This window comes from Sphingomonas oleivorans, assembly GCF_003050615.1.
Lineage (GTDB): Bacteria > Pseudomonadota > Alphaproteobacteria > Sphingomonadales > Sphingomonadaceae > Sphingomonas_H > Sphingomonas_H oleivorans.
This window is the reverse complement of sequence record NZ_NWBU01000004.1, coordinates 566,724-592,947: the sequence shown is the minus strand read 5'-3', so window position 1 is coordinate 592,947 and position 26,224 is coordinate 566,724. Positions and strand designations below refer to the sequence as shown.

Genomic DNA, 26,224 nt, shown 5'->3' with positions numbered 1-26,224 from the left:
GGCGTTTGATGATTGCTCTTGTAAGGATCGCGCTCCAGCGCCCGCTGACCTTCATCGTGATGGCGATGCTGATCCTGATCGTGGGCCTCCTCGCCGCGTTCCGGACGCCCGTCGACATCTTCCCGAACATCAGGGTCCCGGTGATCGCGGTGGCGTGGCAATATGCGGGCCTTCCGCCCGAGGAGATGGCCGGCCGGATCATCACCCCCTATGAACGGGTGCTGACCACTACCGTCAACGATATCGAACATGTCGAAAGCCAGTCCCTGCAGGGCATCGGCATCGTCAAGATCTTCTTCCAGCCCGGCGCCGACATCCGCACCGCGACCGCGCAGGTCACGTCCGTGTCGCAGACCGTGCTGCGGCAGATGCCGCCCGGCGTCACGCCGCCCCTTATCCTGAACTATAGCGCCTCGACGGTGCCGATCATCCAGCTTGCCCTGTCCGGCAAGGGGCTCACCGAACAGCAATTGTTCGATCTCGGCCAGAATCAGATCCGCCCGCAGCTCGTGACCGTGCCCGGCGCCGCCATGCCCTTCCCCTCGGGCGGCAGGCAGCGGCAGGTGCAGATCGATATCGATCCGCAGGCGCTCCAGTCCAAGGGGCTGTCGGCGCAGGATGTCGGCAACGCCATCGCCGCGCAGAACCAGATCAACCCGGCCGGCTTCGCCAAGATCGGTTCCTATCAATATAGCGTGAAGCTCAACAATGCGCCCTCCTCGATCGAGGAGCTGAACAATCTTCCGGTCAAGGTGGTGAACGGCGCGACAATCTATATGCGCGACGTCGCCTTCGTCCGCGACGGCAGCGCGCCGCAGACCAATGTGATCCATGTCGACGGCGCCCGCTCGGCGCTGCTCACAGTGCTGAAGAACGGTGCCACATCGACGCTCGCCATCGTGCAGGGGGTCAAGAATGCACTGCCCAGGATCCAGCAGGGCCTGCCCGAAACGCTGCAGATCACGCCGATCGGCGATCAGTCGCTCTTCGTCCAGGCAGCCGTGGAAGGCGTGGTGAAGGAAGGGGCGATTGCGGCCGCGCTCACCTCGCTGATGATCCTGCTGTTCCTCGGATCCTGGCGCTCGACCGTCATCATCGCGCTCTCGCTCCCGCTCGCCGTGCTGGCGGCGGTGGCGACGCTCGCCGCCTTCGGCCAGACGCTCAATGTGATGACGCTGGGCGGTCTCGCGCTCGCGGTCGGCATCCTCGTCGACGATGCGACCGTGACGATCGAGAATATCAACTGGCATCTGGAACAGGGCAAGGGCGTAATCCCCGCCATCATGGATGGCGCCGCGCAGATCGTGACGCCGGCCTTCGTCTCGCTGCTGTGCATCTGCATCGTCTTCGTGCCGATGCTCTTCCTGCCGGGTGTCGCGGGCTATCTGTTCGTGCCGATGGCGCTGTCGGTGGTCTTCGCGATGATCGCCTCCTTCATCCTGTCGCGCACGCTGGTGCCGACCATGGCGATGTATCTGCTGAAGCCGCACGCTGCGGGGGAGGATGCGCACGCCGCGGGCACCGCTGCATCGCGCAATCCGCTGGTCCGTTTCCAGCGCGGGTTCGAGACGCGGTTCGAACAGCTCCGCCTGCGCTATGGCGATCTGCTCGAACGCGCGCTCGATCGGCGCAAGCCGTTCATGATCGGCTTCATGGCGGTCGTGCTGCTGTCCTTCCTGCTCGTGCCCTTCCTCGGCCGCAACTTCTTCCCGGCAGTCGATGCGGGGCAGATCACCATGCATGTCCGCGCGCCCGTGGGGTCGCGGATCGAGGATACGGCGGCGGAGTTCGATCGCATCCAGCGGCGCATCCGCCAGCTGATCCCGGCCAATGATCTGAAATCGGTGGTCGACAATATCGGCCTGCCGGTCAGCCCGCTCAACACCATCTACAATAATAGCGGCACGATCGGCCCGCAGGATGGCGACATATTGATCGCGCTGAACGAGGATCACCGGCCCACCGCCGAATATGTCGAAACGCTGCGCCGCGAGCTGCCGAAAAGCTTTCCGGGCAGCAGCTTTGCCTTCCTGCCGGCGGACATCACTAGCCAGATACTGAATTTCGGCGCGCCCGCGCCGATCGATATCCAGATCAGCGGGCGCAAGGCCGCCGACAATGCGGCCTATGCGGCGAAGCTGCTGCGCCGCGTGCGCATGATCGCGGGGCTGGCGGATGCGCGCATCCAGCAATCGACGCGCTATCCGCAATTGAATGTCGATGTCGATCGCTCGCGCATCGGCCAGTTCGGTCTCACTGAGCGCGACGTGACGACCAGCCTCGCCAACAGCCTCGCCGGCACGTCGCAGACCGCCCCGGTCTTCTTCCTGAACCCGGAAAATGGCGTTTCCTATCCGGTCGTTGCGCAGACGCCCGAATATCGCGTCGGATCGGTTTCGGATCTTCAGAATATCCCCGTGTCCGGCGCCAACGCCGTGGCCAGCCAGACGTTGGGCGGCATAGCGGTGGTGCGCCGCAGCAATGCCGCTCCGATCGTCAGCCATTATAATATCCAGCCCGTCGTCGACATTTATGCGACGACGCAGGGCCGCGATCTGGGCGCGGTCGCAGCCGACATCCAGGCCGCGATCAAGGATCTGGAAAAGGAGCAGCCCAAGGGCGTCACGGTCACGCTGCGCGGCCAATATAGCACGATGAACGCCGCCTTTTTCGGCCTGGGCTTCGGCCTCATCGGCGCGGTCCTGCTGATCTATCTGCTGATCGTGGTGAATTTCCAGAGCTGGCTCGACCCGTTCGTCATCATCACAGCGCTTCCCGCGGCGCTCGCCGGCATCGTCTGGATGCTGTTCGTCAGCGGCACGACCCTGTCCGTGCCCGCGCTAACGGGCGCGATCATGTGCATGGGCGTTGCCACCGCCAATTCGATCCTGGTGGTGAGCTTCGCGCGCGAGCGGCTGGCGGAACTGGGCGATGCGACCCGGGCCGCGCTCGAGGCGGGCATGGTCCGCTTCCGCCCCGTGCTGATGACCGCGCTCGCCATGATCATCGGCATGGCGCCGATGGCGCTGGGGCTGGGCGAGGGCGGCGAGCAGAATGCGCCGCTGGGCCGCGCCGTGATCGGCGGGCTGCTGGTCGCGACTTTCGCCACGCTGATGTTCGTCCCCGTCTTTTTCAGCTTCGTTCACCATAAGGGGCGGAGCAAGCAAGTCTCCAAGGAACTGGAAGCCGCTTATGCCTGACGATCGCAAGACCAGGACGCTGAAGCATGTCGGGATCGCGGCCGCGATCGGCGCGCTGGCCGTCGCCGCGTTCGGCATATCCGTTCGCGCCAATTCGGAACGCGCGCTGAAGGAGGTCGCGGCCGAAAATGCCATGCTGACCGTCGCCCTCGTTGCCCCGAAACAATCTGGGGATGGCGACGGGCTGGTGCTGCCGGGCAATGTGCAGGCGTTCAACAGCGCGCCCATCTATGCGCGCACCAACGGTTATGTGCGGCGCTGGCTGGCCGATATCGGCGATAATGTGCGCGCCGGCCAGGCGCTCGCCCTGTTGGACGCGCCGGAACTGGAGCAGCAGCTCGCACAGGCGCAGGCCGATTATCAGACCGCGCTCGCCAATCAGCGGCTGGCGCAGAGCACTGCCGCGCGCTGGGACACGCTGCTCGGCAAGGATGCGGTGTCGCGGCAGGAGGCGGACGAGAAAGCGGGCGATCTTGCCGCCAAGATCGCCGTCGCCAATGCCGAGCTTGCCAATGTGAAGCGCCTGCGCGCGCTGCTCGGCTTCACGCGCCTGTCCGCGCCGTTCGATGGCACCGTGACCAGCCGTTCGGCGCAGATCGGCGCGTTGGTGACGTCGGGCACGGCTGCCGCCACGCCCTTGTTCACCGTATCCGACATTCATCGCATGCGTATCTATGTGCGCGTGCCGCAGGGCTTTTCCTCGCAGGTCAAGCCGGGGCTCCATGCCATGCTGACGCTGCCCGAATATCCCGGCCGCAGCTTCGATGCAGTGATGACGCGCACGGCGGGCGCGGTGGACGTCCAGTCGGGTACTGTGCTGGTCGAGCTTCAGGCGGATAATGACGATCGCGCGCTCAAGCCCGGCGCCTATGCGCAGGTGAAGTTCCCGATCGCGGCGGCGGCCGGCAGCGTGCGCCTGCCGTCGAGCGCGCTGATCTTCCGCGAGGAAGGGCCGATGGTGGCGATCGTCGACAATCGCGGCATCGTGACGCTGAAGCCCGTCACGATCGGCCGCGACGAGGGCCGCGAGGTGGAGGTCACCGCCGGCCTCACGGGCCGCGAGCGGATCATCGACACGCCGCCGGACGCCATCGCCACCGGCGATCATGTCCGCGTTCAGGGCGCCACGGTGGCCGGAGCGGGGGGAGCGGCCGATGCGCGCGGCTAGGGCGGCGATCCTCCTCGCGGCGACGGCGCTTGCCGGCTGCGCCACGGCGCCTGACTATCAGCCGCCGGCATCGGTCGCGCCCGCCGCCTACAGAGAAGCCGGCCCATGGACGTCCGCGACGCCGATGGATGGCATGCCGCGCGGTGCCTGGTGGCGGGCCTTCGGCGATCCGGTGCTGGACGATCTCGAAAGCCGGATCGAGCGGGCGAGCCCCACGCTCGCCGCCGCGCTCGCCCGCTATGATCAGGCGGTCGCGCTCGTTCGGCGCGCGGGGACGGATTATTATCCCGAGGTGAATGTGGGCGGGGCCGCTTCGCGCGAGCGCCTGTCCGGGCGGCGTCCGCTGGCACAAGGGCGCTCCGCCACCTTCAACGATTTCTCCCTCGACGGCACGCTTTCCTACGAGGCCGATCTATGGGGCCGCGTGCGCAACAGCGTTCGCGCCGCCCGTGCGGATGCCGAGGGCGATGCAGCCGATCTCGCCTCCGTCCGGCTCAGCCTGCAGGCGTCGCTCGCCGATGCCTATTTCCGGCTGCGCGGGCTCGATGCGCAGGCGGCGCTGCTCCGGCAGACGGTGGCCGCTTATGAGCGCGCCTATGATCTCACGCTGACGCGGCATGATGGCGGCATCGCCTCGGGAATGGACGTCAGCCGCGCGCGCACGCTCCTCTCCAATGCCCGCGCCGATCTGTCCCAGGTCGCGAATGAGCGCGCGGCGGTGGAGCATGGCATCGCAGCCCTTGTCGGCGAGGTCGCCTCAAGCTTCTCCATCCCTGCCGCCGTCCAGCCGCTGGCGCCGCCGGACGTGCCGGCCGGCGCGCCCTCCGCGCTGCTCCAGCGCCGCCCGGACATAGCCGAGGCGGAACGCCGCATGGCGGCCGCCAATGCACGGATCGGGGTCGCGCGGTCCGCTTTCTTTCCTACAGTGACGCTGGGCCTCGCCGGCGGTTTCGAGGCGGCGAGCGGCTCGCTGCTCAGCACGCCTGCCAGCTATTGGGCGCTCGGACCTCTCTCCGCGATGCTCAACCTTTTCGACGGCGGCCGGCGCCGGGCGGAGGTGCAGAATGCGCGCGCGCTGTTCGAGGAAGCGTCCGCAGATTATCGCGCCGCCGTGCTCGCCGCCTTTCGCGAGGTAGAGGATGGGCTCGCCAGCGCGCGACATCTGGCGACGCAGGCCAAGGACCAGCGCGACGCGGCGGCGGCGGCGGCAAGGACCGAGGATCTCGCGCTCACCCGCTATCGGGACGGCGCGTCCGATTATCTGGAGGTCGTCATCGCCCAGACGGCGTCGCTCGATGCGCAGCGGACCAGCCTGATCATCCAGACGGAGCGCATGCGAACCGCCGTCGCCCTCATCCGCGCGTTGGGCGGCGACTATGGCGCAGGCGGGGCGCTCAGCGGCTGACGTCTTTCAGGCGAAGCCGGTGCGCAACGCGCGCGCCCAGTCCTGCCGCCCGCGCGCAGCCGCTATGTCCGCCGCTTCATTCCAATCATAGCCCACGATCAGCAGCCGCGCCGTCCATTGGCCGTCCCCCCGCTCCGCGATCGCATAGCGGGCATATGGCGAGCCGGCTTCTATCTTGTGCGGGAATGGCCGGTCATCCTCATAGGCGGGCAGGCCGACGCTGCCCGGATTGACGATCAGGCGACCATCGTCGAGCCGGGCCACGCGCGGCATATGGGTATGTCCACATAGGATCAGCCGCGCGGGTTCGTTGCCGGCGCGCGCCTCGATCTCGGCCATCGTCGCCGGGCGAAGACCCGTTTCATCCACCGTTTCGAGGAAATAGGCCAGATCGCTGTCCGGCGTGCCGTGCACCAGCAGCACCTCCTCCGAAATCCGGAGCGTTTCAGGCAGCGCGGCGATCCAGCCTTTCTGGTCCGGAGTGAGGCAGTCGGCGGCGAGGCGGTCGGATGGCCCCATGCGTCCGGGATCGAGGGTCAATATCTGCCGCTCATGATTGCCTCGGATGGTCGGGAAACCGAGCGGCATGAGGCGATCGGCGGTCTCGCGCGGGAAGAGCGCGCCCGAGAATATGTCTCCCAGATTCACGACCAGATCGACATTGCGCCGTGCAATGTCCGCCAGCACGGCATCCAGCGCCGCGAGATTGCCGTGAATGTCGGATATGGCCGCTATTCTCATCGCGTGAGAATAGCGGCAAGGTCTGATGCGTGTAAACCGATTGCGAGCCGGCCTTTCGCCTGCCGCGGGACCTTAATCCTGCCGGGCCTCTATCGCCTGCTGGATGAGCTGTCGCCGGCCGGGCCAGCCGGTGATCTGCGACATCAAAGGCGCGGGATCTGCCTCTTCCGCAAAGTCGATGGCAAGATTGCCATCTTCCGCCAGTGTGAGCTCCGCGCCATTCGCCTCTGCTTCGCGAATCCAGTCCGTCGGATCGAAACCGCTCATTGAACCTCCCTGTTCGTTGAGCGTCCATTTGCTTCCGTGGCCGGCCGGAAACGTCAATCTCGCCTTCGTTCACATGGTCGATAGATGCGATGGGCCGGCCGGTGTCGCCTCGTCCAGCGCTCCTGCGCGGCCATGTTTCGCCATGGTCTCGGCATCGGAACGTGCGAGGACGGACGTGACGGCAAGGTCCGCCGATACATTTCCCACCGTTCTGAAAATGTCGGGGATGGATTCGACCGCGATCAGAAGGGCGAGCGGCTCGATCGGCGCGCCGATGGCGATGCAGACGGGGGCTGCACCGGCGAAGAAGGAAACCTGGCTCGCCACGCCCACCACGGCCAGGCTGACGATCGCCGCGACCAGCACCGCTGCCACAAGCTGCATCGGGCCGACAGGGACATTGTAAAGATGGGCGAGATAGATCGCGACGGCGAGATTGCCGGCCGGGCTCGTCATGCGGAAAAGCGACACTGCGAGCGGCAGCACCAGCCCCGCCACCCGGCCCGGAATGCCGAGCCCCCGCTCCGCACCCTCGATCATGGCGGGAAGCGATGCGAGCGACGACTGGGTGCTCGCGGCGACCGCCTGCGCCGGGGCAAGCGCCCGGGCGAACCTGCCGAGCGGAACGCGTCCGACGAGGCGGGCGATCGGATAGGCCAGCATCATGATGGCAAGGCAGACGGCGGAGACGATCGCGATATAATGGGCGAGCGCCCCCGCGGCCGCGAACCCGCTTGTCGCGCCGACGCTGAGCGCGAGCGCGAAGACGCCGATCGACGCGATCCACAGCACCCAGCCGATGATCACCATCATCGTGTCCGCTACGCTCTGAAAAAGCTCGACGAGTGCTATCCTGCGCTCCTGCGGGATGCGCGTGGCGGCGAAGCCGAAGACGAGCGCGAACAGGACAAGCTGCAGCATCGCCCCGTCCGCTGCCGCGCGGACGGGATTGTCGGGAATCAGGCCGACGATCCATTCGGCAGGCGGCGGCAGGGCGGGGACCTCGGCCCGGCCATGGCCGGCCGCGCGCAGCGTCTCGATCGCCTGTTCCGGCGGCGGCGACAGCGCGAGGAGGGCCGGTGTCATGATCGCGGCGATCGAGGCTGCCACGACCAGCAGCAGGGCGAAGATCGCCAGTGCGCGTGCGGCAAGGCCGCCGGTCGCGGCCGTGCTCGCCGCGGATGCGATGCCCATGACGACCAGCGCGAACACCAGCGGCACCAGCGTCATCCTGAGCGCGCCGAGCCACAATCTGCCGACAGGTTCGGCGATCGAGATTATATTCTCCGTCAGCGGCATCTGCACCGCGGACAAGATTGTTCCGGCCAGCAGCCCCGCAACAAGTGCGGCCAGGATGATCGTGGATCGCGACATTTGCCCCCATTTCCATGTCACGCAGATTACGCCACCTGATCATAGTCGAAGGATAGTGTCGAGCGCCGGATCGTCTTAAATTCGGTGGAGCTTCCCCTCGCATGCGCCGGGTGATCGGGTTGCATCACCGATCGGATGGGCTAGATTACGGGCGAGCTTGGACAGGATTTCGATTCTCCTATTTCCTGGTCGTTCATTTCATGGTCTTCGCGTCGGATTGCGCGGAGGACCCAGGATATTTCCTCCCGGGAGCTTCGTACGATGATCGAATGGATCGAGAATAGTTTCCTGTTCGATCTCGACGGAACGCTGGTCGACAGCGTCTATCAGCATGTATTGGCATGGCAGGACGCGCTCGATGCGGAGGGAATCGAGCTTTCCGTCTGGCGGATCCACCGCAAGATCGGCATGAGCGGCGGCCTGTTCACCGATCAGCTCCTGCGCGAGACCGGCGGGGCGATCGATCCCGCTCGCATCGAGCGGCTGCGCGCGCTCCATGCCGAAGCCTATGCCCGCCGCAGCGCGACCGTGCGGCCGCTTCCCGGCGCGCGCGACCTGATCGAGGCGCTCACCCGATCGGAGATCCGCTGGGCGATCGCCACCAGCGGCCGGATGGAGACCGCGGCGCCGAATCTTCGCGCGCTGGGCGTCGATCCCGAAACGGCCGTGGTCGTGACGCGCGACCAGGTTCGCCATGCCAAGCCGGACCCGGATCTTTTCCTCGCCGCTGCCGCCAGGCTCGGCGTGCCGATCGAATCCGCCATCGTCGTCGGCGACAGCATCTGGGACATGCTGGCGGCACGGCGCTGTCGCGCGCTCGGCGTGGGCCTGCTCTCGGGCGGCTATGGGCAGGAGGAGCTCGAACGCAGCGGGGCGCTGCGCGTCTATGAGGATCCCGCCGACTTGCTGCGACATATCGACGAGGTCTCCTCGCGGCGATGACCTGCCGCCGCGCCGCATCAATCTTCCCGCGCAGGATCTAGGGAGTTTCAGCCATGGACCCGAAGAAGACCGCGATCGTCCTCATCGAATATCAGAATGATTTCGTCAGCGAGGGCGGCGCGCTCCATAATGCCGTCAAGGATGTGATGTCGACCACCGCCATGCTCGACAACAGCCGGGCCGTCATAGAGGGGGCGCGGGCGCGGGGCGCGGATATCGTCTTCGTCCCGATCTCCTTCGCCGCCGGCTATCCCGAGATCCGCGCCGAGCCCTATGGCATCCTGAAGGGCGTGATCGATACGAGCGCCTTCCGCGCGGGAAGCTGGGGCGCGGAAATCGTCGACCAGTTGCCGCGCAGCGCAGGCGACATCGTCATCGAGGGCAAGCGCGGCCTTTGCGCCTTCTACAGCACCAATCTCGATTTCGTGCTGCGTCAGCGGAATATCGAGACGGTGGCGCTCGCCGGCTTCCTCACCAATTGCTGCGTCGAATCGACCATGCGCACCGCCTATGAAAAAGGCTATGATGTCGTGACGCTGACCGACTGCACCGCGACCGTGAGCGCGGAGGAGCAGAAGCTGGCGGTCGAGAAGAATTTCCCGATGTTCTCGCGGCCGATGACGCATGTCGAATTCCTCCGGGAACTTGACGGCGGTCTGCGTGCCGAGGCGAGGGCAGGAGGCTATGCCACTGCCTGAACCGATCAGCCCAGGCAGCAATGCCGGGCCCGGGCTGGTGCGGGCGGCCGCGACCTGAGTTGCTGAAGCGCGGCGATCATCTGATCGCTGGCAAGACACACCCAGTCGTCCTTCGCTTGTCTTCAGCGAGGCTAAGTGAAAGGCACGGGCTCTTCTGGGCGGAAAGATTCAGGAATGAACGACATACTCTACGCGATCAGGCTCAGCTCGACCGAGCATCGCGCGGAAATGGATCAGAAGAAGCTCACCTTGACCCCGGTCGACGGAAGCGACGAGGCACTGGCAGCCTTCCAGAAGGTCGTGGATCTGGTGCGCAGGGCCAATGGCGACGGCTATAAGATCGTGACCGCACGCGCTTCCGACAATGGCGATGCTGACATGATCGGCATGCTGCTACTTAAGATCGCGTAGATCGCTCCGTCGCCCACCTGTCCGGCTTTTTGACGGACGGGACCTCCTCGTTCATTCGTTCCCGAGTGGTGCCCAGGACAGGCGCACGGAGCCATTTGCATCGCCCTTCGAGCCGACCTTGCGCGCGGCGACACCGGATTTCTCTAGCGCGGAAACGATCTCATCCGCGCGCGCCGCCGTGCCCGACACGCCGATCGGCAGGCGCAGGCGCTGCCCGGCCCATGTCGCCGCATCCAGCGCGGCGGGATCGGGCACTTCCCCGTTGAAGCCGATGACGGGAAGGGGAGCCGGCGGCGGGACAAGCGTGATCGACCAGCCATCCATATCCCTGCCGATCCGCTGTTCCATCTCCCGATAGGTGCTCATATTTGCCCCGGCGAGCGACCGGGCGTTGACGACGGCGTGGCGCCGTTCCCGATCGATCGTGACGGCGCCTTCCCCGGCATCGGCGGCGAGCGTCAGTCTTTCCATCAGCGCGGAGAGGGTGGCGCCGAGATCGCGGCTGTTGTCTCCGGGGCGCCCGGCTGCCGCCACCTGGGCGGAATCGCTGTTTTCCGATCCGATCCGCACCTGATCGATATGCACTTCGGCGGGGCGGCTGAGCGTATTGCGCAGCCGCTCATGGACGAGCCGTTCGGCGTCGGGCCTGAACTGCCGCGTCAATATGATGGCGCGGACCTGTATGGGATCGCGATCATAATCGACATCGATCTGGCTGATCCGCGCCTGGTTCGAAAAGGGCGAAAGCGCGGCATCCCGGATCTGGCGGGAGGCGACGGATTCCCAACCGATCTGTCGGAGCGCGAGCGCCAGGGGGAAAGCGAGCCCGACCAGGATGATCGTGAGCAATATGCCCTGCAATCGAGTCTGCCCCGCCGTGAGATGGCCTCCGAAACCGTAGAAGCGGGCCACCGCCATCACGGTCAGCGTGATGGTGACGAAGTTTGTCACGAACAGGAGGATCGCTCCGGAGAATACCGGCCAGTTCCAGGTCGCCAGGCCGAAGCCGACGACGGCGAGCGGCGGCATGAGGGCGGTCGCAATGGCAACGCCCACGATCGTGCCGCTCTGGCCGCGGATCATCGCATAGGCACCGGCAAGCGCGGAGAGCAGGGCGACGAGCAGATCGAACAGATTGGGCCGCGTCCGCGCCGCTATTTCGGCGGTGACCGTCTGCAACGGGGACAGGAGCGAGATGGCCGCGGTGAACAGCACTGCGATCAGCACTCCCAGCGCCAAAGCGAGAATGGATCGGCGAAGCTCCTTGAAGTCGAACAGGGCCAGCGAAAATCCCAGGCCGACGATGGGCCCGATCAGCGGCGAGATGAGCATCGCGCCGATCACCACCGCAGGCGAGGACAGCAGCAGCCCCAGAAGGGCGATGCCTGCCGAGATCAGCGTCATGAAAAGATAGCGGGGGGACCAGACGGCCTCCTGCTCGACCCTTTCGATCACCGAGATATGATCGACCGAAGCGATCGCCTGGCTGCGCCACCAGCGATTCAGATTTGATCGGCTATTATCGTTGCAGACGGCCTGTTCCGTCATTCAACATCCTCAGATGGACCCACGAGACATGCCGCACCGCAGCAATGGGGCGCATGCTTATCCCGACTGTTCCGGCATGAACACCCCCGGCTCGCTTCCGCCCACGACCGGCCGTGCCGCTCCTGCCGCCATCGGAGGCGGGAGCGGTGAATTCCGGCAGGTCGGAGGAACAGAAGGAGGAAGGAGGGCTCGTGCCGTAACCGGCCGCTATGCGCGCCGTTCGGCCAAATGCCTTTCCCAGGCGAGCGCGTGCTGGACGATCGTGTCGAGGTCATCCAGGCGCGGGCGCCACTCCAGCCGGTTGAGAATGGCGCCGTTGTCGGCCACGAGCGCATCGGGATCACCCGGCCGGCGCGGGGCGAAGCGGCGCTGGATCTGCATGTTCGTCACCCGGTCCACGGCGTTCAGCACCTCGAGAACCGAAAAGCCGCGGCCATAGCCGCAATTCAATATATGGCTCGCCTCAGGATCCTCCACCAGCGCGTTGAGCGCGTGGACATGGGCGTCGGCGAGATCGGTGACGTGAATATAGTCGCGCACGCCCGTTCCATCGGCGGTCGCATAGTCGGTGCCGAACACGGCGACATCGGGCCGCTTGCCGGTCGCCGCTTCCACCGCGACCTTGATCAAATGGGTGGCGCCTGCCGTCGATTGGCCCGCGCGCCCCGCCGGATCGGCGCCCGCAACGTTGAAATAGCGCAGGATGCAATAGTTGAGCGCGCCGCAGGCTGCGACATCGGCGAGCATCGCCTCCGTCATCAACTTCGATCGGCCATAAGGATTGATCGGTTGGGTCGGGCTGTTCTCGCGGATCGGCATTTCCTCGGGAATGCCATAGGTGGCGGCGGTGGACGAGAAGATGAAATGTTTGACGCCGCTCTCCACCGCCGCTTCGATGAGGTTGCGGCTGTTGGCGGTGTTGTTGCGATAATATTTAAGGGGGTTCTCGACGGATTCGGGGACCACCACGGAGCCCGCGAAATGCATGATCGCGCCGATCTTGTGCGAGGTCAGCACCTCCTTCATCAGGGCGACATCGCCAATATCGCCCTCGACGAAGATGGCTTCATCCGGGACGGCGTTCTTGAAGCCGGTCACGAGATTGTCGACGACGACGACAGGCCAGCCCGCGTCGAGCAAGGCGAGGACCGCATGGCTGCCGATATAACCGGCGCCGCCCGTTACCAGAACTGGGAAGATGTTCTTCATTCATGCCCCGTTTCGATGTGCGATCCCCGCCGCCGTCGCCACGCTGCCGCGTGGAGGAAACGGGAGATCTCGCCTTGACCAGAATTGATCGCCCAGAGTGAGAATGGATACGCCAATATTATTGCAATACAATATCGATTTACTGCCGAGCATGCGACGACCCCTGTCGCCTGTCGCCTGTCGCCTGTCGCCTGTCGCCTGTCGCCTGTCGCCTGTCGCCTGTCGAGGCGGGGACGGGCGTCATGTGCTGCATTCGCGATGTGCGGCTCGGCGGATTGATCCAATAAAAAGGCCCGGCCCGCATGGTGCGGACCGGGCCTTTTTCATGCCGGTCGATCTCCTCCGGCTCAGGCCGCGAGCTTGCGGAGGACGTAGTGGAGGATGCCGCCGTTGAGGAAATATTCCAGCTCGTTGACGGTATCGATCCGGCACCGCGTCTCGAACGTCTCCTCGCTGCCGTCGGCGCGCTTGAGGCGGACGGTGACCTGCTGGCGGGGGCGCAGATTGGCGACATCGTCGATCGAGAAAAGCTCGGTGCCGTCGAGCTTCAGCGTGCGGCGATCGACGCCCTCGGCGAACTGAAGCGGCACGATGCCCATGCCGACGAGGTTCGAGCGGTGAATACGCTCGAAGCTTTCGGCGATGACGGCGCGGACGCCGAGCAGGTTGGTGCCCTTCGCCGCCCAGTCGCGCGACGAGCCGGTGCCATATTCCTTGCCCGCGACGATGACGAGCGGGGTGCCGTCCGCCTTATATTTCATGGCGGCGTCGTAGATGGCCAGCGTCTCGCCCGACGGGATATATTTGGTCATGCCGCCTTCGACGCCGGGGACCATTTCGTTGCGGATGCGGATATTGGCGAAGGTGCCCCGCATCATCACTTCATGGTTGCCGCGCCGTGCACCATAGCTGTTGAAATCGGCCTTGGTGACCTGATGCTCCAGGAGGTAGCGGCCGGCCGGGGAATCGACCTTGATCGAGCCCGCGGGGCTGATGTGGTCGGTCGTGATCGAGTCGCCGAGGATGGCGAGCGGGCGGGCCTCGACGATGTCCGCGACGGGCGCGGGCGTCATCGTCATGCCTTCGAAATAGGGCGGGTTCTGCACATAGGTTGACCCAGCCGACCAGCGATAGGTGTCCGACCCCTCGATGTTGATCGCCTGCCACTGGCGATCACCCTCGAAGACGTTGGCGTAGCGCGAGCGATACATCTCGCTGTCGATCACCGAGGCGATGATGTCCGCCACCTCATGGTTGGTGGGCCATATGTCCTTGAGATAGACGGGCTTTCCGTCCTTGTCCTCGCCGATCGGGGTGGCCGTGATATCCTCCCGCACGGTGCCCTTCAGCGCGTAGGCGACGACGAGCGGCGGCGAGGCGAGGAAGTTGGCGCGCACATCGGGCGACACGCGGCCTTCGAAGTTGCGATTGCCCGAAAGCACCGAGGCCGCGACCAGATCATTCTCGTTGATCGCCTTGGAAATCGGCGCGGGCAGCGGGCCGGAATTGCCGATGCAGGTGGTGCAGCCATAGCCGACGAGATTGAAGCCGATCGCGTCGAGATCGTCCTGCAGCTTGGCCTTGGTGAGATAATCGGTGACGACTTGGCTGCCCGGCGCGAGCGAGGTCTTGACCCAGGGCTTCGGCTCAAGGCCCAGCGCGCGCGCCTTGCGGGCGACGAGGCCGGCGGCGACCAGCACCGAGGGGTTGGAGGTGTTGGTGCAGCTCGTGATCGCCGCGATCACCACGTCGCCATGGCCGATATCATGACCCTCGCCGTCGACCGCGACGCGCTGGTCGCTCTCGCCGGTCTTCTTATAGCCCTTGACGAGCTCGGCGTTGAAATTGTCGTCGACGTTGGAGAGCAGCACCTTGTCCTGCGGGCGCTTGGGGCCGGCGAGCGAGGGCTGGACGGTCGCCATGTCGAGCGCGAGCGTGTCGGTGAAGACGGGATCGGGGGCCGCGGCATCGCGCCAGAAGCCCTGGACCTTGGCATAGGCCTCGACCAGATCGATCTGCCATTCGTCGCGGCCGGTGAGGCGCAGATAGTTGAGCGTCGCCTGATCGACCGGGAAGAAGCCGCAGGTCGCGCCATATTCGGGCGCCATATTGGCGATGGTCGCGCGATCGGCGAGCGTCAGCGCATCGAGGCCGGGGCCGTAAAATTCGACGAAGCGGCCGACCACGCCCTTGGCGCGCAGCATCTGCGTGACGGTCAGCACCAGATCGGTGGCGGTGATGCCCTCCGCGAGCGTGCCGGTGAGCTTGAAGCCGACCACTTCGGGGATGAGCATCGAGACGGGCTGGCCGAGCATCGCGGCTTCCGCCTCGATGCCGCCCACGCCCCAGCCGAGCACGCCCAGGCCGTTGACCATGGTGGTGTGGCTGTCCGTGCCGACGAGCGTGTCGGGATAGGCGACCGTCTCGCCCGCGGCATCGACCGAGGTCCAGATGGTGCGGGCGAGATTTTCGAGATTGACCTGGTGGCAGATGCCCGTGCCGGGGGGCACGACCTTGAAATTGTCGAGCGCCTTGGAGCCCCAGCGGAGGAATTCGTAGCGCTCCATGTTGCGCTCATATTCGAGGTCGACATTCGCCTCGAACGCCTTGGGCGTGCCGAATTCGTCGACCATCACCGAATGGTCGATGACGAGATGGACGGGCACCAGCGGATTGATCTTCTGCGCGTCGCCGCCGAGCGTGTTCATCGCATCGCGCATCGCGGCGAGATCGACGACGCAGGGGACGCCCGTGAAATCCTGCATCAGCACGCGCGCGGGGCGATACTGGATTTCGCGCTCGGAGGTGCGATCGCCGAGCCACTGGACCATCGCCTTGAGGTCGTCGGTGGTGACGGTCTTGCCGTCCTCGAAGCGGAGGAGGTTCTCGAGCAGCACCTTCATCGAGAAGGGGAGGCGGGAAACGTCGCCGAGCGTCTCGGCGGCCTTCGGGATGGAATAATAAGCGACGGTCTTGCCGCCTACTTCGAGCGTGGAACGGGTGCCCAGCGTATCCTGTCCGACGGCGGTCATTTCGGCTTCCCCTTGATATTTACTGCCAGAGTCGCGCGCGCTCTAGCAGGGGGGGAGGGGGAGGAAAAGAGCATGGATTTGTTGATGGTCGGGAGTGGATGTTGTGCATGAGCGCGCGCCTGTTCTCCGCTGGAACGGACATCATGGCGCGCGCCGCGCGTTCGCTGAAGGCGATGGCCTAATGCGTGTGCGGTGGAGGGCGTGGAGGCGCCGGTGTTCCAGGGCAGGACGCGGGGAAGCGACGGCCGCTTCGAGGCACATGCTGACGGAAAAGCGGATCGCGAAAATAGAGCGGGCGGCAGCGAGCGGGCGGTGTCCGACTATCATCGAGCCGGAGTGCGAGGAGGAGGACGCGATATGCGCCCGGCTGGAGGCCGAATTCTCGGAGATGAATCGGCGGATGGGCGGGGACGGCCAAGGCCGCCGGAAAGGCGCGCCTGTGCGGGCGGCGGCGGGGCAGGGCGGTTGCCTGCGTATCCGCAAAAGCGCCTCCGGGGCGAGGCGCCTCCGCCATCGAAGCGTAACGCCAATGTCACCATCCATCCGCACCATCGGCCCGGCTGTCCCGCGAGGCCGAAGCGGGGCGGCTGCCGTCGTCCTTCGGGGAAAGGAGCAGTGGTCGTCAATGCGCTTCCAGAAGGCGGGTGCGGCCGTTCCGTTTGTCGCGGGGCTGGCGCTCGTGCCGGCTGCGGCATCGGCTCCGTGCGCTCGTCTTCTCCTTTATCCGCATACCCTGGAGCAGCCCCCAGCTTCATGGGTTACTTATGCCCCCGGAGGCCCGTCCGTGGCTTCCGGGGGACTTTTTGACGAATTGATGACTGTCATCAAAACGAAACGAAGCCGTCACAACGAGATCATCGAGCGGGCCTAGTGCGGGGCCGGAATATCGGGACCAGGCTTTAGTAACCATTATGACGATCGGGAAATTGCTCGCGGCGCCGGCCGCCGCCACGGCGCTGCTGACCGCGCCCGTCTTTGCACAGGCGCCGCAGCCCGCCGCCGCGACGGGGGCGGAGGGGAGCGAAGCACGGATCGCCGCATTGCAGGCGCAGATGGAGGCGCTCCAGGCGCAGCTCGACGCGCTCAAGAAGCAGATGACGGTCGTTACGCCAAGCTGGAAGGGCGCGCCGGAATTTTCCGGCGAGGGCGGCTTCAAGTTCAGGGTGAGGGGCTTTGCCCAGTTCGACGCGGGTTATGTCGACACGCCCGGCGCGACGCGCGCCGGCACGGTGGGGGGCCTCAATTACAATAATCTCGGCTGGAATACGCGTGGCCGGCGCTTCGTCTTCGGTGCGGAAGGAACGGTGCCGGGCGGCTTCGGCTACAAGGCGGAGTTCAACTTCGCGCAGGGCTCGGTCGGCTATGAGGATGTCGTGCTGACCTATCAGCCGGACGGCAGCCCGCTCCTGGTGACGGTCGGCAATTTCTTCCCGCTTTCGAGCCTGGAGAGCATGACCAGCTCGCGGGTCGGCTCCGTGCTGGAACGCGCGGCGGTGACCGATGCGTTCAACTATAATCGCCGGCTGGGCGTCTCCGTCGGGCTGGTCGATCCGAAGGACCGCTATACGCTGACTGCCGGCCTGTTCAGCCAGGAGATTGACGATGACGGTCAGGCGCGGACCGGCTGGCAGGCGAGCGTGCGCGGCACATGGTCTCCGGCGCTCGGCGATACGCGGCTGCATCTCGGCGCCAATTTCCAGCATCGCGTGAACCCGAAGGATGCGCAGAATGCGCGATATCGCTCGCGCCCCTTCACCCAGCTCACCGATCAGCGCTTCGTCGATACGGGCGCGATCGCAGCCAAGGGCGACGATGTGGTGGGGATCGAGCTGGCCGCGATTCACGGGCCCTTCCATTTCGCTGGCGAGGCGCAGAAGCTGTGGGTGGACGGCCATCGCCCGGGCGCGCTGTTCGGCCCGAACAATGGCGTGGCGGGGGCGACCTTCTATGCCGGCAATCCCTCGTTCGAGACCGCCTATGGCGAGATCGGATTCTTTCTGACGGGTGAGAGCCGGGGCTATAAGGGCGGGCGCTGGGAGCGTGCCAAGGTGCTGAAACCCTTCGACAAGGGGGGCATCGGCGCGATCCAGATCAATGGCCGGATCGACTATCTGAACCTGAAGGACCGGGTGGCCACGGGCCCGCTCATCGTCGCGCCGGACTATGTGAATGGCGGCAGGCAGACCGGCTATCAGCTGAGCCTGATCTGGAACCCGATCGATTATGTGCGGCTGATGGCGCAATATGCCCATAGCGAGATCGACGGCGGCCCGCGGGCGGCGACGGTGAAGCCGGGATCGACCGGGCCGGCGAATGATCGCGGCTATTCCTTCGACTCGCTGGCGATGCGCGCGCAGGTCGAATTCTGAGTCGCGCGGCCTAAATTCAGTGCCTGTTCAACCACTTCATGCTTAGCCGGAGTCCGGAAAATTTCGGATGCCGGAAAGGCGGAGAGATGAGGATGAAATTCGCGCTGGCGCTCGCGCCGCTGCTGGTGCTCTGCGGTTGCGCTTATGACGATTATGGCTATGGCGGCGTTTCCGTCGGCTATGGCATTAGCGATTACGACTATTATCCGGGCTATTACGGCTATCCCGGCTATTATCGGCCCTATGGCTGGTATGACGGCTTCTACTATCCCGGACGCGGCTATCATGTGTATGACCGGCACGGGCGGCGCCATGCGATGCGCGATCGCGACCGGCGCCATTGGCATGGCGATCGGGGCTGGCGCTATCGCCAGCGCCGCGACTGGCAACCCGGCGAGCGCCCTCGGCGCGACTGGGGCCAACGGCGTGACTGGGGCGAGCGGCGCGATTGGGGCCAGCGGCCGCCGCGGACCGGCGAAGTCCGGCCCGGGCGGCCCGATTGGCCTGGCGGGGCGGATCGGCCGGGACGACCCGATCGTCCGCTCTTTCCTGGCTATCCCCGCAGCATCCAGCCGCGTCAATCGGCCGAGCCCCAGGCCTTGCGGGAGGCGCAGCCGCGTGGCGGGCAGCCCGCCGGCCCGAACCACGAGGATCGGCGGGAACAGCCGCGATGAGGCTGTCGGGCTTGTCGGAGGGCGGGGCTCGGCACCCTTCGGCAAGCTCAGGCTAAGCGCGGTCGGGTGCCGGTGATCGGGCGCAGAAGATCCTAGGCGTCGATGACGTGGAGGCCGGGGGCGGGATTGGCCCGAAAATGTGCCAGGCGTGATGCAAGCGAGCCGACATGAAGCTCCAGCCTGTGCCCATCCGGATCGAGGAAATAGAGCGAAGGGCCTTCGCTGCGATTCTCCTTCCAGATGCGGGCGACGCGGCGCACCCGCTCGCTGAGCGCGTCGAACGCCTCCGGAGCGACGTCGAATGCGACATGGCTATAGTCCGGGTGCGGGCTTGTCCGCGCATCCTTGTCGCAGGACAGGCAGAGCCAGAGGGCGCCTGCCTCCAGATAGGCCCCATCCGCCCATCGTGCGCGCAATGTGAAGCCAAGCAGATCGCAGTAAAAGCCTATCGACCGCTCCAGTTCGCCTACTGCCAGCGTCAGATGGTTCAGGCCCGATATTTTCGGCTCGCTCATGCCGTCCTTCTATCATCGATGCCTGAGGAGCCGAGAACGCCCGATGTCGTCCAGGGTGGAAAGCGGATGGTAGGGCTGCGCCAACGCCCTCTCATGCTTTAGATTGGGGGCCTGTCGCCACTCAGTCCACATGAATGGCGGTATAGGGGATTTGAATGTAATCGAGCACCTGTCCGGTCGCACGTCCGATCTTCGATCGGGGCGTTTTGAAGAACAATTCCTTGAGATTGAGGCCAAGCCCGAAAAACAGCTTGCGTTGGGGAATTTCTCCTTGCTCGTGGTCGCGCGCGGTAAAGCCCTTGGCATAATAGCCGGCGTGGAGCTCGACGAAGCGCAAAGGGCTTTTCTGAAATTCTTCAAAGCCCGATAGCTGCACCGCCAGAAGAAATCTTTGCTGCGCGTAATGCTCCTTCCCCTTGAAGGTATAGATTTCGGAGTTGGGCATCAGCAGTAGGCGAAAATCGACCTTCTCCTTCATGCCTGGAATCGTGTTTCGGAGGACCGAAAATGTCGCGCCGCCCGTATTGAAGATTACGTCCTGGATCGAGAAGCCGCTGCTTTTCTTGTGCGCGTCATAGAGTTCGCTATAGGCCATCAAGCCCGATGCAAGGATCGCGGCGGTAAGCGCGCTTCCCCTGGCGCCGCCGGTTTTCCGGTTGATGCGTGCCTGGATAAGCTCGGTGAGCAGATAGCTATTATAGGCGTGCGTCAGCTTGTCGACGCCCAGATTCTTGGTCGATTTGCCGAACCACCCCTCGTCCTGGAAGTGGAAGGATCGGGTGCCCTTGGTGACCGCGATCTGAGAGGCGGTGATATAGGCGAAAATCCCCGCCGTCTCCCATCGGACCGTTCCCACCTGACTGCCGAACGATGCGTAGCGCTTGTTGCCGTTCGCAGGTTGCGGGTTTTCTGATGGCAGCGGGCCGACTATCGCCTCGGGCGGCGAGGGAGAGCCGCTTTCGGCATTTGCGAGATCCCATTCTGCACCCGGCATAGAGGCCATCGCCATATCGGCTTGGATGTTCCGTCCTGATGACTCCGACTTTTCCCGGCGGCTGGCGAGGTCCGCTGTCGCAAGGCTTTGGGCGTGGGCGGGGCCCCATGTTGCGAGTCCGCATATCAACAGCCAGCAGGCGACATAGGAAGGGTTGATCAAGCTTCGCGCCCGCTTCCCGCCGCGCAGGCGCAACATCCCGACCATCTTCAACGCGATTACTCCGTTCATCTTGCCAAGGGCTTAATGTTGCAGCGTTTCCTGTTGTCAATCTGAAGGAGGCGGCATTTTGGATTATTTTTTGAATTTCGTGCGTCGAGGATGACATTATGGCCGCTCATCTATGGCAAGCTTCGCGTGGGGCGCTGTTCTATCTCAGACCAGCTGCTCGCGTATCAGGTTTTGTGCGCAGTCGATGATCGACTGCGTCGCCGGCCGCGATGAAGCGCTGGCCCGCTCCCTCTGGGGGCGTCATCGCCTTGAGGTGGATGTCCACCAGATCGCGAACATCGACGATGCTGAACCCACGCCGGGGCAGGCCGGGCAGCTTGCCACTCAGCATCCGTGCCACCAGCTCGAGCGAGCCGGAATAATCCTTGCCCATGACGGGGCTCTGGACGGTCACGCCGACGATCCCGCCCAGGGTGGATTATGAACTGGCGGAGATGGGCCGCGATATATTGAGGCCGATCAGCGCCCTTGCCTCATCGGCGCTGGAACGGCGCGAGCAGGTGGCAGCCGCACGCAGGACCTATGAGAGGGCGTGCTGATCCGACGCATTTCCGTCGATCCTTGTCAATGCGATCGGCGGTGCCGGGTGGGAATCGCGCAGGAACTCTCCACGCTGTATTTCGTCGCAGCATAAGGGCAACCTATCCGGCGTGGAGGCGTTGATCGAGCAGGAAAGGGGAGTTCGGCCATGCCCTATGCGACAATGACCCGCGCAGCACCTTTCGATCCGCGTATGCGGGGCTATGCGGTTTTCTATCGTCCTGGAGGCAGCAATATCTGCCCCGGCTGCGGCCGCAGCCATTGGTATGTCGGCCGTATTTCGGCGGAATGCGCCTTTTGCACCGTGGCCCTGCCGCTATGCGAGCCGGGTGGGGGGCGGTTCGATCCCGACGGGATCTACGTCGCCTGATTTTTGGGCCTGATTTTTGGGTCTGGTTCGGGCGGAATTGCCCGAACCGCTTTCAGCCGCCCGCCTTGCGGACCGGGGGCAGGGCGTTGCACAGATCGACCGCGCCCGCCGGGCGGATGAAGAAATCATCCTTGCGGTTGGCGCGCGCCTTCACCCAGGCGGCAAAGGCCGGCCTGTCGGTGCCCAGCACTTCATAGGCCGGTCGTTCCGCCGCCGGCAGATCGGCGGCGAGGCGGACGGAGACGATCGCCTCGCGCTCCGCCGGATCGGCATAGAAGCCCAGTGCCGCCGTGCCGCGCCGGCGCGCGGCGAGATCGCCCATATTGTCGATCACCCGGCCGACCAGCGCGATATTGCGGTCGAGATGGCGCGGGCCATGGCCGATCACCGCATAAAGCTCGGCACCCGTGCCCGTATCGGGCGCGTTGGATCGGCCGACGCCGACCATGCCATAGCAATGGGCGAGCCAGGCGATATTGCCCTCGGCCGCGGCGGGCTGCCCCGCGACGAAGCCGATGCGCGGCGCATAGGCATCGCGATAGGGCAGCGCATCGAAGGCAAGGCCCGCCGCCGGGCGCTCATATTCGGCGGGGGGATTGGCGACGATCGCTGCGGGCAGCGGCTTGGCCTCGGTCGCATCGCCCCATTGCACGACATAATTGTCCTGCGCACGATTTATGCTGGTGCCATCAAACCAGCCGGCGCGGGCGAGCCGGACGATGTTGGCGACATGGGCCGGCGCGAATTCAGGCGCAAGTTCGATCGCGACGCGGCCGCCGCCGGCGAGCGTCATCATCAGCAGATTTTCGGGCGCCACCTTCCGCCAGGCGCCGGGCGGCGCATCGGCGAGGATCTTGGCGGGGGTGAGCGGGGCAGGGGTGGGGGCTTGCGCGCCGGCTCCCGGGGCGAGCAGGCCGAGCAGCGACATGGCCGGAGCGAGGGCACGGAGGGCCGTGCGGGGCAAATAATATACCATCGAGGCGTTGTTGCATGGCGACCTACCTTGCGGAAGTGCTCCGCGCACGATAGTGGGCACGGCTTCCAGCGCGGACGGAGCGGTGGCCGAGTGGTCGAAGGCGCACGCCTGGAAAGTGTGTAAGGGTTAACAGCCCTTCGAGGGTTCGAATCCCTCCCGCTCCGCCAGTCCCCCGCCGATTGCCGCACAAAGCTGTCACCAAGCAGTATAGGCTACACCGCTGATTACACGCCCTGATGCGTTATTTCCCGACGATAAGAGCGACTGGTGGACAACCGTTCGATCATGGACGCCGATTGATAAAAGATGGCCGGAAGTGGAAAGTCTACTTTCGGCAGCAACGTAGGAAAAGCGGACGTTTGCGTGATGCCACCTGACGGATGCGAGCGCACAGGCAAAACGCCATTCGTCGATCGATCTTGGTCACTCTTGGTGCCCCAAGCCCAGCCTTTTTGCATCACCGTTGCACCGCGCCGACCGAATATTGCTCGTCGGTGACGTGCTCCATCCAGTCGACCATCTTTCCGTCCAGCGCCTCCTGGATGGCGATGTGGATCATGGCAGTGGTAGGAGTGGCGCTGTGCCAATGACGGCAGCCGGGTGGGCACCAGATCACGTCGCCGGCCCGGATCTCCACGATCGGCCCGCCTTCGCACTGCGTCCAGCTCACGCCCGACGTAACGATGAGGGTCTGCCCAAGTGGATGGGTATGCCAGGCAGTCCTGGCTTCGGGCTCGAAAATGTCGACCTGAGCCAATGAGCGCCGCTCATTGTTGGCGTCCCTCGGGCCGGCCAGAGGGACGGGGCAGGCCTCGGATAGTATAGCCACCATCCTGCGTTGAATTCTGCTCACCGGGCCATGGAGCGGAACCCCGCTCGTCGTGCCCGAAGCATTCACTAGGTTCTCAACTTGAGCCGCAGACCCCTCGAGAGCGTCGCAGGCAGAACCGGAAGGATTAAGCAACATGGCCAATCAGGACGGAAATTTCAGCGGCAAGGTCGCGTTCGTGACCGGGGCTGGAACGGGCATCGGGCGGGCAGCGGTTCTCGCCTTTGGGCGCAGAGGCGCCAGCGTGGCCGTCGTCGGACGCACCGATGACTCCATTCAGGAGACGGTCCGTCTGATTGAAGAGGGCGGCGGGCAAGCGATCGCGCTCAAGTGCGACATCTCGCAGCCGGATCAGGTCGAGGCAGCGATTGCTCACACCGTCGAAGCATTCGGAAGGCTCGATTTCGCCTTCAACAATGCCGGTGTCGAGCAAGGCATGATCGCGACCGCGGACCTTTCGGTGGAGGAATGGGATCGGATCGTCGATATCAATCTGCGCGGCACGTTCCTGTGCATGAAGCATGAGATTCCGCACATGGTGAAGCAAGGCGGGGGCGTCATCGTGAACACCTCCTCGGGCGCGGGCGTCAGAGGCTTCGCTGGGCAGGCCGCCTATGTCGCTGCCAAGCATGGTCTCATCGGGCTGACCAAGTCCGCCGCTCTCGATTATGCCAAGTCGAACATAAGGGTGAACGCCATCTGCCCGGGCTTCGTCGACACCCCCATGATGGAGCGGTTCACCGGCGGCACCCCGGAGGGGCGGCAGATGGTGGCCAATGCCGAGCCGGTGGGCCGGCCGGGAACACCCGAGGAGATCGCCGAAGCCGTCGTCTGGCTATGCTCGGACGCCGCCGCTTTCGTCGTCGGCCACGCGATGGTCATCGACGGCGGTCAGACGGTTTGAGCGGCAGGGAGCGTCTCGTGAAGCCCTACCTCATCTGCCACATGGTATCCAGCATCGACGGACGCATTCTGCCGAGCCGGTGGCGACCGCAGGTGCGCGAGGGTGACCTGTACGACCGACTCCATCATGAGCTCGGCGGCCAGGCCTGGCTCGTTGGCCGGGTCACCGGCCAGGAGTTCGCGAAGGCGGAAACCTATCCGGCGCCTTCTGAGGCGGTCTTCCCCCGCGAGCCGTGGATCGCCCAGCGGGGCGCGTCCGGCTATGGCGTCGTGCTCGACGCAGCCGGCAAGATCGCGTGGGGACGATCGGATATCGGTGGCGATCCCATCGTGGTCATACTCACCGAGCAGGTCTCCGACGCACATCTGGCCGGGCTCCGGTCGGACGGCGTCTCCTACCTCTTCGCCGGCGAGACTAGCATCGATCTTCCTCGCGCGCTTGAAATCCTCAATCGGGAACTCGGTGTCGAACGCCTGATCCTCGAGGGCGGCGGCATAGCGAACGGCGCCTTCCTGCGCGAAGGTCTGGTCGACGAAATCAGTCTCATCGTCTGGCCCACTGTCGATGGCGCGGCCGGAGCGCCAAGCGTTTTCGACTCTTTGGCGGCCGATGCGGATCGGCTCGCCCCGGTTCGTGCCATGCATCTCCTTAGCTGCGAGAGCATGGCGGATGGTGCCGTTTGGCTCCGCTATCGGGTCGAGAACGGCTGAGGTGGCGCGCCGTGAATCCGGTGTTCAGACAACCGACTGCAGGCGGCCCGGAGCTTCAAAGCCGTTCGAGAAAATCGTGAAGGGTGCGGCCGACATATTCCGGTTCCTGATGGATCGATCCCAGCATGGGGAACGGACAGCGCTCGTCACGATCACTGACGTGATCGGGAGTTCATCGCGTTCGCCCGGCACGCATATGGCCGTCAGCGAAACCGGCGTCTATCGGGGTTCGATCTCGGGCGGATGCGTCGAGGCCGCGGTCGTCGGCGAGGCGAAGCGCGTGATCGAGAACGGCCAGACCGAACTCTTGCGCCTTGGAGCCGGATCCCGCTTCATCGATATCCGACTGCCCTGTGGCGGCGGCCTTGACCTCCTCATCACGCCGGAACCGTCGCCTGCCGCTCTCGATCAGGCGCTGGGCGGGTTGAAACAGCGGACGCCCATTCGACTCGCGCTTGGCAGAGATGGCCTGCTGGCGGTCAGTCCCGCTTCCGATGATCGCCCGGCAGGATGGGACGGCGATCATTTCGTCGTGCGGCATGACCCGGAGCTTCGCATCGTCATCCTTGGCCATGGTGCGGAGACCGAAGCGCTGGCGGCGCTCGCATGCCGCTATGGCGCGGATGTGGTCATTCTCAGCCCGGATGAGACGATCGTCGAGAGCGTCGACCGCCTGGGAGCGCAGTCCTGGCTGCTCAAGACGCCCGCACGCTCGCCCCATCTGCGCAGCGACAAGGACACAGCGGTCGTAACGCTCTTCCACGACCATGACTGGGAGAGCGAGCTGCTGGAACAGGCACTGGAGCAGGACGCCTTCTTCATCGGTGCGATGGGGAGCCGGCGAACCCATGCCCTTCGTCTTGCCGCGCTGACCGAGCGCGGCGTGCCGCCATCGTCTCTCGCGCGCATCACCGGCCCGATCGGCCTCATACCAGCAACACGCGATCCTGATACGCTAGCGCTTTCGACGCTGAGCCAGATTGTTGCCTGCCACCAGCAACGACGATCGGCTCAATGGACGGAAGATGCCTGAATCGCGCTTGAAACCAGACGGATAGGCTCGCCCGGGGCGACCGTTCCGGCGGCTTCGTTGAGATCTCCTCATCGGTGCATCAAA

The 26,224-nt window shown here is 65.1% G+C and carries 24 protein-coding genes and 1 tRNA gene; 14 read left to right on the top strand and 11 right to left on the bottom strand.

The window, feature by feature from the left end; all coding sequences use genetic code 11:
• Positions 1-8: 8 nt before the first annotated feature.
• The 3 genes from CLG96_RS03055 to CLG96_RS03045 are packed head-to-tail and all read left to right on the top strand — an operon-like array spanning position 9 to position 5,773.
• Positions 9-3,200 (top strand): efflux RND transporter permease subunit, encoded by a 3,192-nt coding sequence (locus CLG96_RS03055; RefSeq protein ID WP_107966355.1) that lies wholly within the window; start codon positions 9-11, stop codon positions 3,198-3,200.
• Positions 3,193-4,368 (top strand): efflux RND transporter periplasmic adaptor subunit, encoded by a 1,176-nt coding sequence (locus CLG96_RS03050; RefSeq protein ID WP_107966354.1) that lies wholly within the window; start codon positions 3,193-3,195, stop codon positions 4,366-4,368. Before CLG96_RS03055 ends, CLG96_RS03050 begins: the two co-directional genes overlap by 8 nt.
• Complete coding sequence (locus CLG96_RS03045; protein WP_107966806.1) at positions 4,355-5,773, top strand: efflux transporter outer membrane subunit; 1,419 nt, start codon at positions 4,355-4,357, stop codon at positions 5,771-5,773. The genes CLG96_RS03050 and CLG96_RS03045 overlap by 14 nt, the downstream gene beginning before the upstream one ends.
• Positions 5,774-5,779: 6 nt before the next feature.
• Here CLG96_RS03045 and CLG96_RS03040 read toward each other — a convergent pair whose 3' ends face one another.
• The 3 genes from CLG96_RS03040 to CLG96_RS03030 form a co-directional block, all read right to left on the bottom strand.
• Positions 5,780-6,514: a metallophosphoesterase family protein gene (locus CLG96_RS03040; RefSeq protein WP_107966353.1), complete on the bottom strand. Its 735-nt coding sequence runs from the start codon at positions 6,512-6,514 to the stop codon at positions 5,780-5,782.
• A gap of 72 nt (positions 6,515-6,586) precedes the next feature.
• Positions 6,587-6,781: a hypothetical protein gene (locus tag CLG96_RS03035; protein WP_107966352.1), complete on the bottom strand. Its 195-nt coding sequence runs from the start codon at positions 6,779-6,781 to the stop codon at positions 6,587-6,589.
• A 69-nt stretch (positions 6,782-6,850) separates the two neighbouring features.
• Positions 6,851-8,155: a dicarboxylate/amino acid:cation symporter gene (locus tag CLG96_RS03030; protein WP_107966351.1), complete on the bottom strand. Its 1,305-nt coding sequence runs from the start codon at positions 8,153-8,155 to the stop codon at positions 6,851-6,853.
• Positions 8,156-8,416: 261 nt separating this feature from the next.
• On the opposite strand from CLG96_RS03030, the gene CLG96_RS03025 reads away from it, so the two are divergent.
• The 3 genes from CLG96_RS03025 to CLG96_RS03015 all read left to right on the top strand — a co-directional run bounded on the left by CLG96_RS03025 (position 8,417) and on the right by CLG96_RS03015 (position 10,206).
• A complete protein-coding gene (locus tag CLG96_RS03025) occupies positions 8,417-9,097 on the top strand; it encodes an HAD family hydrolase (RefSeq protein WP_107966350.1) in 681 nt (226 codons plus the stop codon).
• 53 nt (positions 9,098-9,150) lie between these two features.
• Entirely contained in the window at positions 9,151-9,795 is a 645-nt protein-coding gene (locus CLG96_RS03020; RefSeq protein ID WP_107966349.1) for a cysteine hydrolase family protein, read from the top strand.
• 174 nt (positions 9,796-9,969) lie between these two features.
• Positions 9,970-10,206, top strand: coding sequence for a hypothetical protein (locus CLG96_RS03015; protein ID WP_107966348.1), 237 nt, complete (start codon positions 9,970-9,972; stop codon positions 10,204-10,206).
• 51 nt (positions 10,207-10,257) lie between these two features.
• Here CLG96_RS03015 and CLG96_RS03010 read toward each other — a convergent pair whose 3' ends face one another.
• From CLG96_RS03010 to acnA, 3 genes are all read right to left on the bottom strand, one after another.
• Positions 10,258-11,754 (bottom strand): DUF389 domain-containing protein, encoded by a 1,497-nt coding sequence (locus tag CLG96_RS03010; protein WP_107966347.1) that lies wholly within the window; start codon positions 11,752-11,754, stop codon positions 10,258-10,260.
• Between the two features lie 207 nt (positions 11,755-11,961).
• Positions 11,962-12,963 (bottom strand): UDP-glucose 4-epimerase GalE, encoded by a 1,002-nt coding sequence (gene galE / locus CLG96_RS03005; protein WP_107966346.1) that lies wholly within the window; start codon positions 12,961-12,963, stop codon positions 11,962-11,964.
• Positions 12,964-13,310: 347 nt separating this feature from the next.
• Positions 13,311-15,995: an aconitate hydratase AcnA gene (gene acnA / locus CLG96_RS03000; protein WP_107966345.1), complete on the bottom strand. Its 2,685-nt coding sequence runs from the start codon at positions 15,993-15,995 to the stop codon at positions 13,311-13,313.
• Positions 15,996-16,906: 911 nt separating this feature from the next.
• Between acnA and CLG96_RS02990 the strand changes: the two genes are divergently transcribed.
• Together CLG96_RS02990 and CLG96_RS02985 are read left to right on the top strand one after the other, a co-directional pair.
• Entirely contained in the window at positions 16,907-18,364 is a 1,458-nt protein-coding gene (locus CLG96_RS02990; RefSeq protein WP_107966343.1) for an OprO/OprP family phosphate-selective porin, read from the top strand.
• Between the two features lie 86 nt (positions 18,365-18,450).
• A complete protein-coding gene (locus tag CLG96_RS02985) occupies positions 18,451-19,038 on the top strand; it encodes a hypothetical protein (RefSeq protein ID WP_133175325.1) in 588 nt (195 codons plus the stop codon).
• A gap of 92 nt (positions 19,039-19,130) precedes the next feature.
• On the opposite strand, the gene CLG96_RS02980 is transcribed toward CLG96_RS02985, so the two are convergent.
• The 3 genes from CLG96_RS02980 to CLG96_RS02970 all read right to left on the bottom strand — a co-directional run bounded on the left by CLG96_RS02980 (position 19,131) and on the right by CLG96_RS02970 (position 21,151).
• Positions 19,131-19,553 (bottom strand): fosfomycin resistance glutathione transferase, encoded by a 423-nt coding sequence (locus tag CLG96_RS02980; RefSeq protein WP_107966341.1) that lies wholly within the window; start codon positions 19,551-19,553, stop codon positions 19,131-19,133.
• Positions 19,554-19,674: 121 nt separating this feature from the next.
• A complete protein-coding gene (locus CLG96_RS02975; RefSeq protein ID WP_243395626.1) occupies positions 19,675-20,754 on the bottom strand; it encodes a YfiM family protein in 1,080 nt (359 codons plus the stop codon).
• Positions 20,755-20,917: 163 nt separating this feature from the next.
• On the bottom strand, positions 20,918-21,151 hold the full coding sequence (locus CLG96_RS02970; RefSeq protein ID WP_107966340.1) for a Rossmann-fold NAD(P)-binding domain-containing protein: 234 nt from the start codon (positions 21,149-21,151) through the stop codon (positions 20,918-20,920).
• On the opposite strand from CLG96_RS02970, the gene CLG96_RS18925 reads away from it, so the two are divergent.
• Together CLG96_RS18925 and CLG96_RS02960 are read left to right on the top strand one after the other, a co-directional pair.
• The gene (locus CLG96_RS18925) at positions 21,150-21,317 is read left to right on the top strand and encodes a hypothetical protein (RefSeq protein ID WP_207796538.1); all 168 of its coding nucleotides are present in this window, start codon (positions 21,150-21,152) and stop codon (positions 21,315-21,317) included. The genes CLG96_RS02970 and CLG96_RS18925 overlap by 2 nt on opposite strands.
• A gap of 149 nt (positions 21,318-21,466) precedes the next feature.
• Entirely contained in the window at positions 21,467-21,688 is a 222-nt protein-coding gene (locus CLG96_RS02960) for a hypothetical protein (RefSeq protein WP_243395579.1), read from the top strand.
• A gap of 52 nt (positions 21,689-21,740) precedes the next feature.
• Here CLG96_RS02960 and CLG96_RS02955 read toward each other — a convergent pair whose 3' ends face one another.
• Entirely contained in the window at positions 21,741-22,664 is a 924-nt protein-coding gene (locus CLG96_RS02955) for a peptidylprolyl isomerase (RefSeq protein WP_107966339.1), read from the bottom strand.
• Between the two features lie 76 nt (positions 22,665-22,740).
• Here CLG96_RS02955 and CLG96_RS02950 point away from each other — a divergent pair.
• Positions 22,741-22,831: transfer RNA gene (locus CLG96_RS02950), tRNA-Ser, on the top strand.
• 290 nt (positions 22,832-23,121) lie between these two features.
• On the opposite strand, the gene CLG96_RS02945 is transcribed toward CLG96_RS02950, so the two are convergent.
• Positions 23,122-23,421, bottom strand: a complete 300-nt coding sequence (locus CLG96_RS02945; RefSeq protein ID WP_243395578.1) for a (R)-mandelonitrile lyase — start codon at positions 23,419-23,421, stop codon at positions 23,122-23,124.
• Between the two features lie 208 nt (positions 23,422-23,629).
• Between CLG96_RS02945 and CLG96_RS02940 the strand changes: the two genes are divergently transcribed.
• Genes CLG96_RS02940 through CLG96_RS02930 form a run of 3 tightly spaced genes read left to right on the top strand, consistent with a single transcriptional unit; the run spans position 23,630 to position 26,140 of the window.
• Complete coding sequence (locus CLG96_RS02940) at positions 23,630-24,397, top strand: glucose 1-dehydrogenase (RefSeq protein WP_107966338.1); 768 nt, start codon at positions 23,630-23,632, stop codon at positions 24,395-24,397.
• A gap of 17 nt (positions 24,398-24,414) precedes the next feature.
• Positions 24,415-25,107, top strand: coding sequence for a RibD family protein (locus CLG96_RS19090; RefSeq protein WP_107966802.1), 693 nt, complete (start codon positions 24,415-24,417; stop codon positions 25,105-25,107).
• Positions 25,007-26,140 (top strand): XdhC family protein, encoded by a 1,134-nt coding sequence (locus CLG96_RS02930; protein WP_107966337.1) that lies wholly within the window; start codon positions 25,007-25,009, stop codon positions 26,138-26,140. Before CLG96_RS19090 ends, CLG96_RS02930 begins: the two co-directional genes overlap by 101 nt.
• The last annotated feature ends 84 nt before the right edge of the window (positions 26,141-26,224 follow it).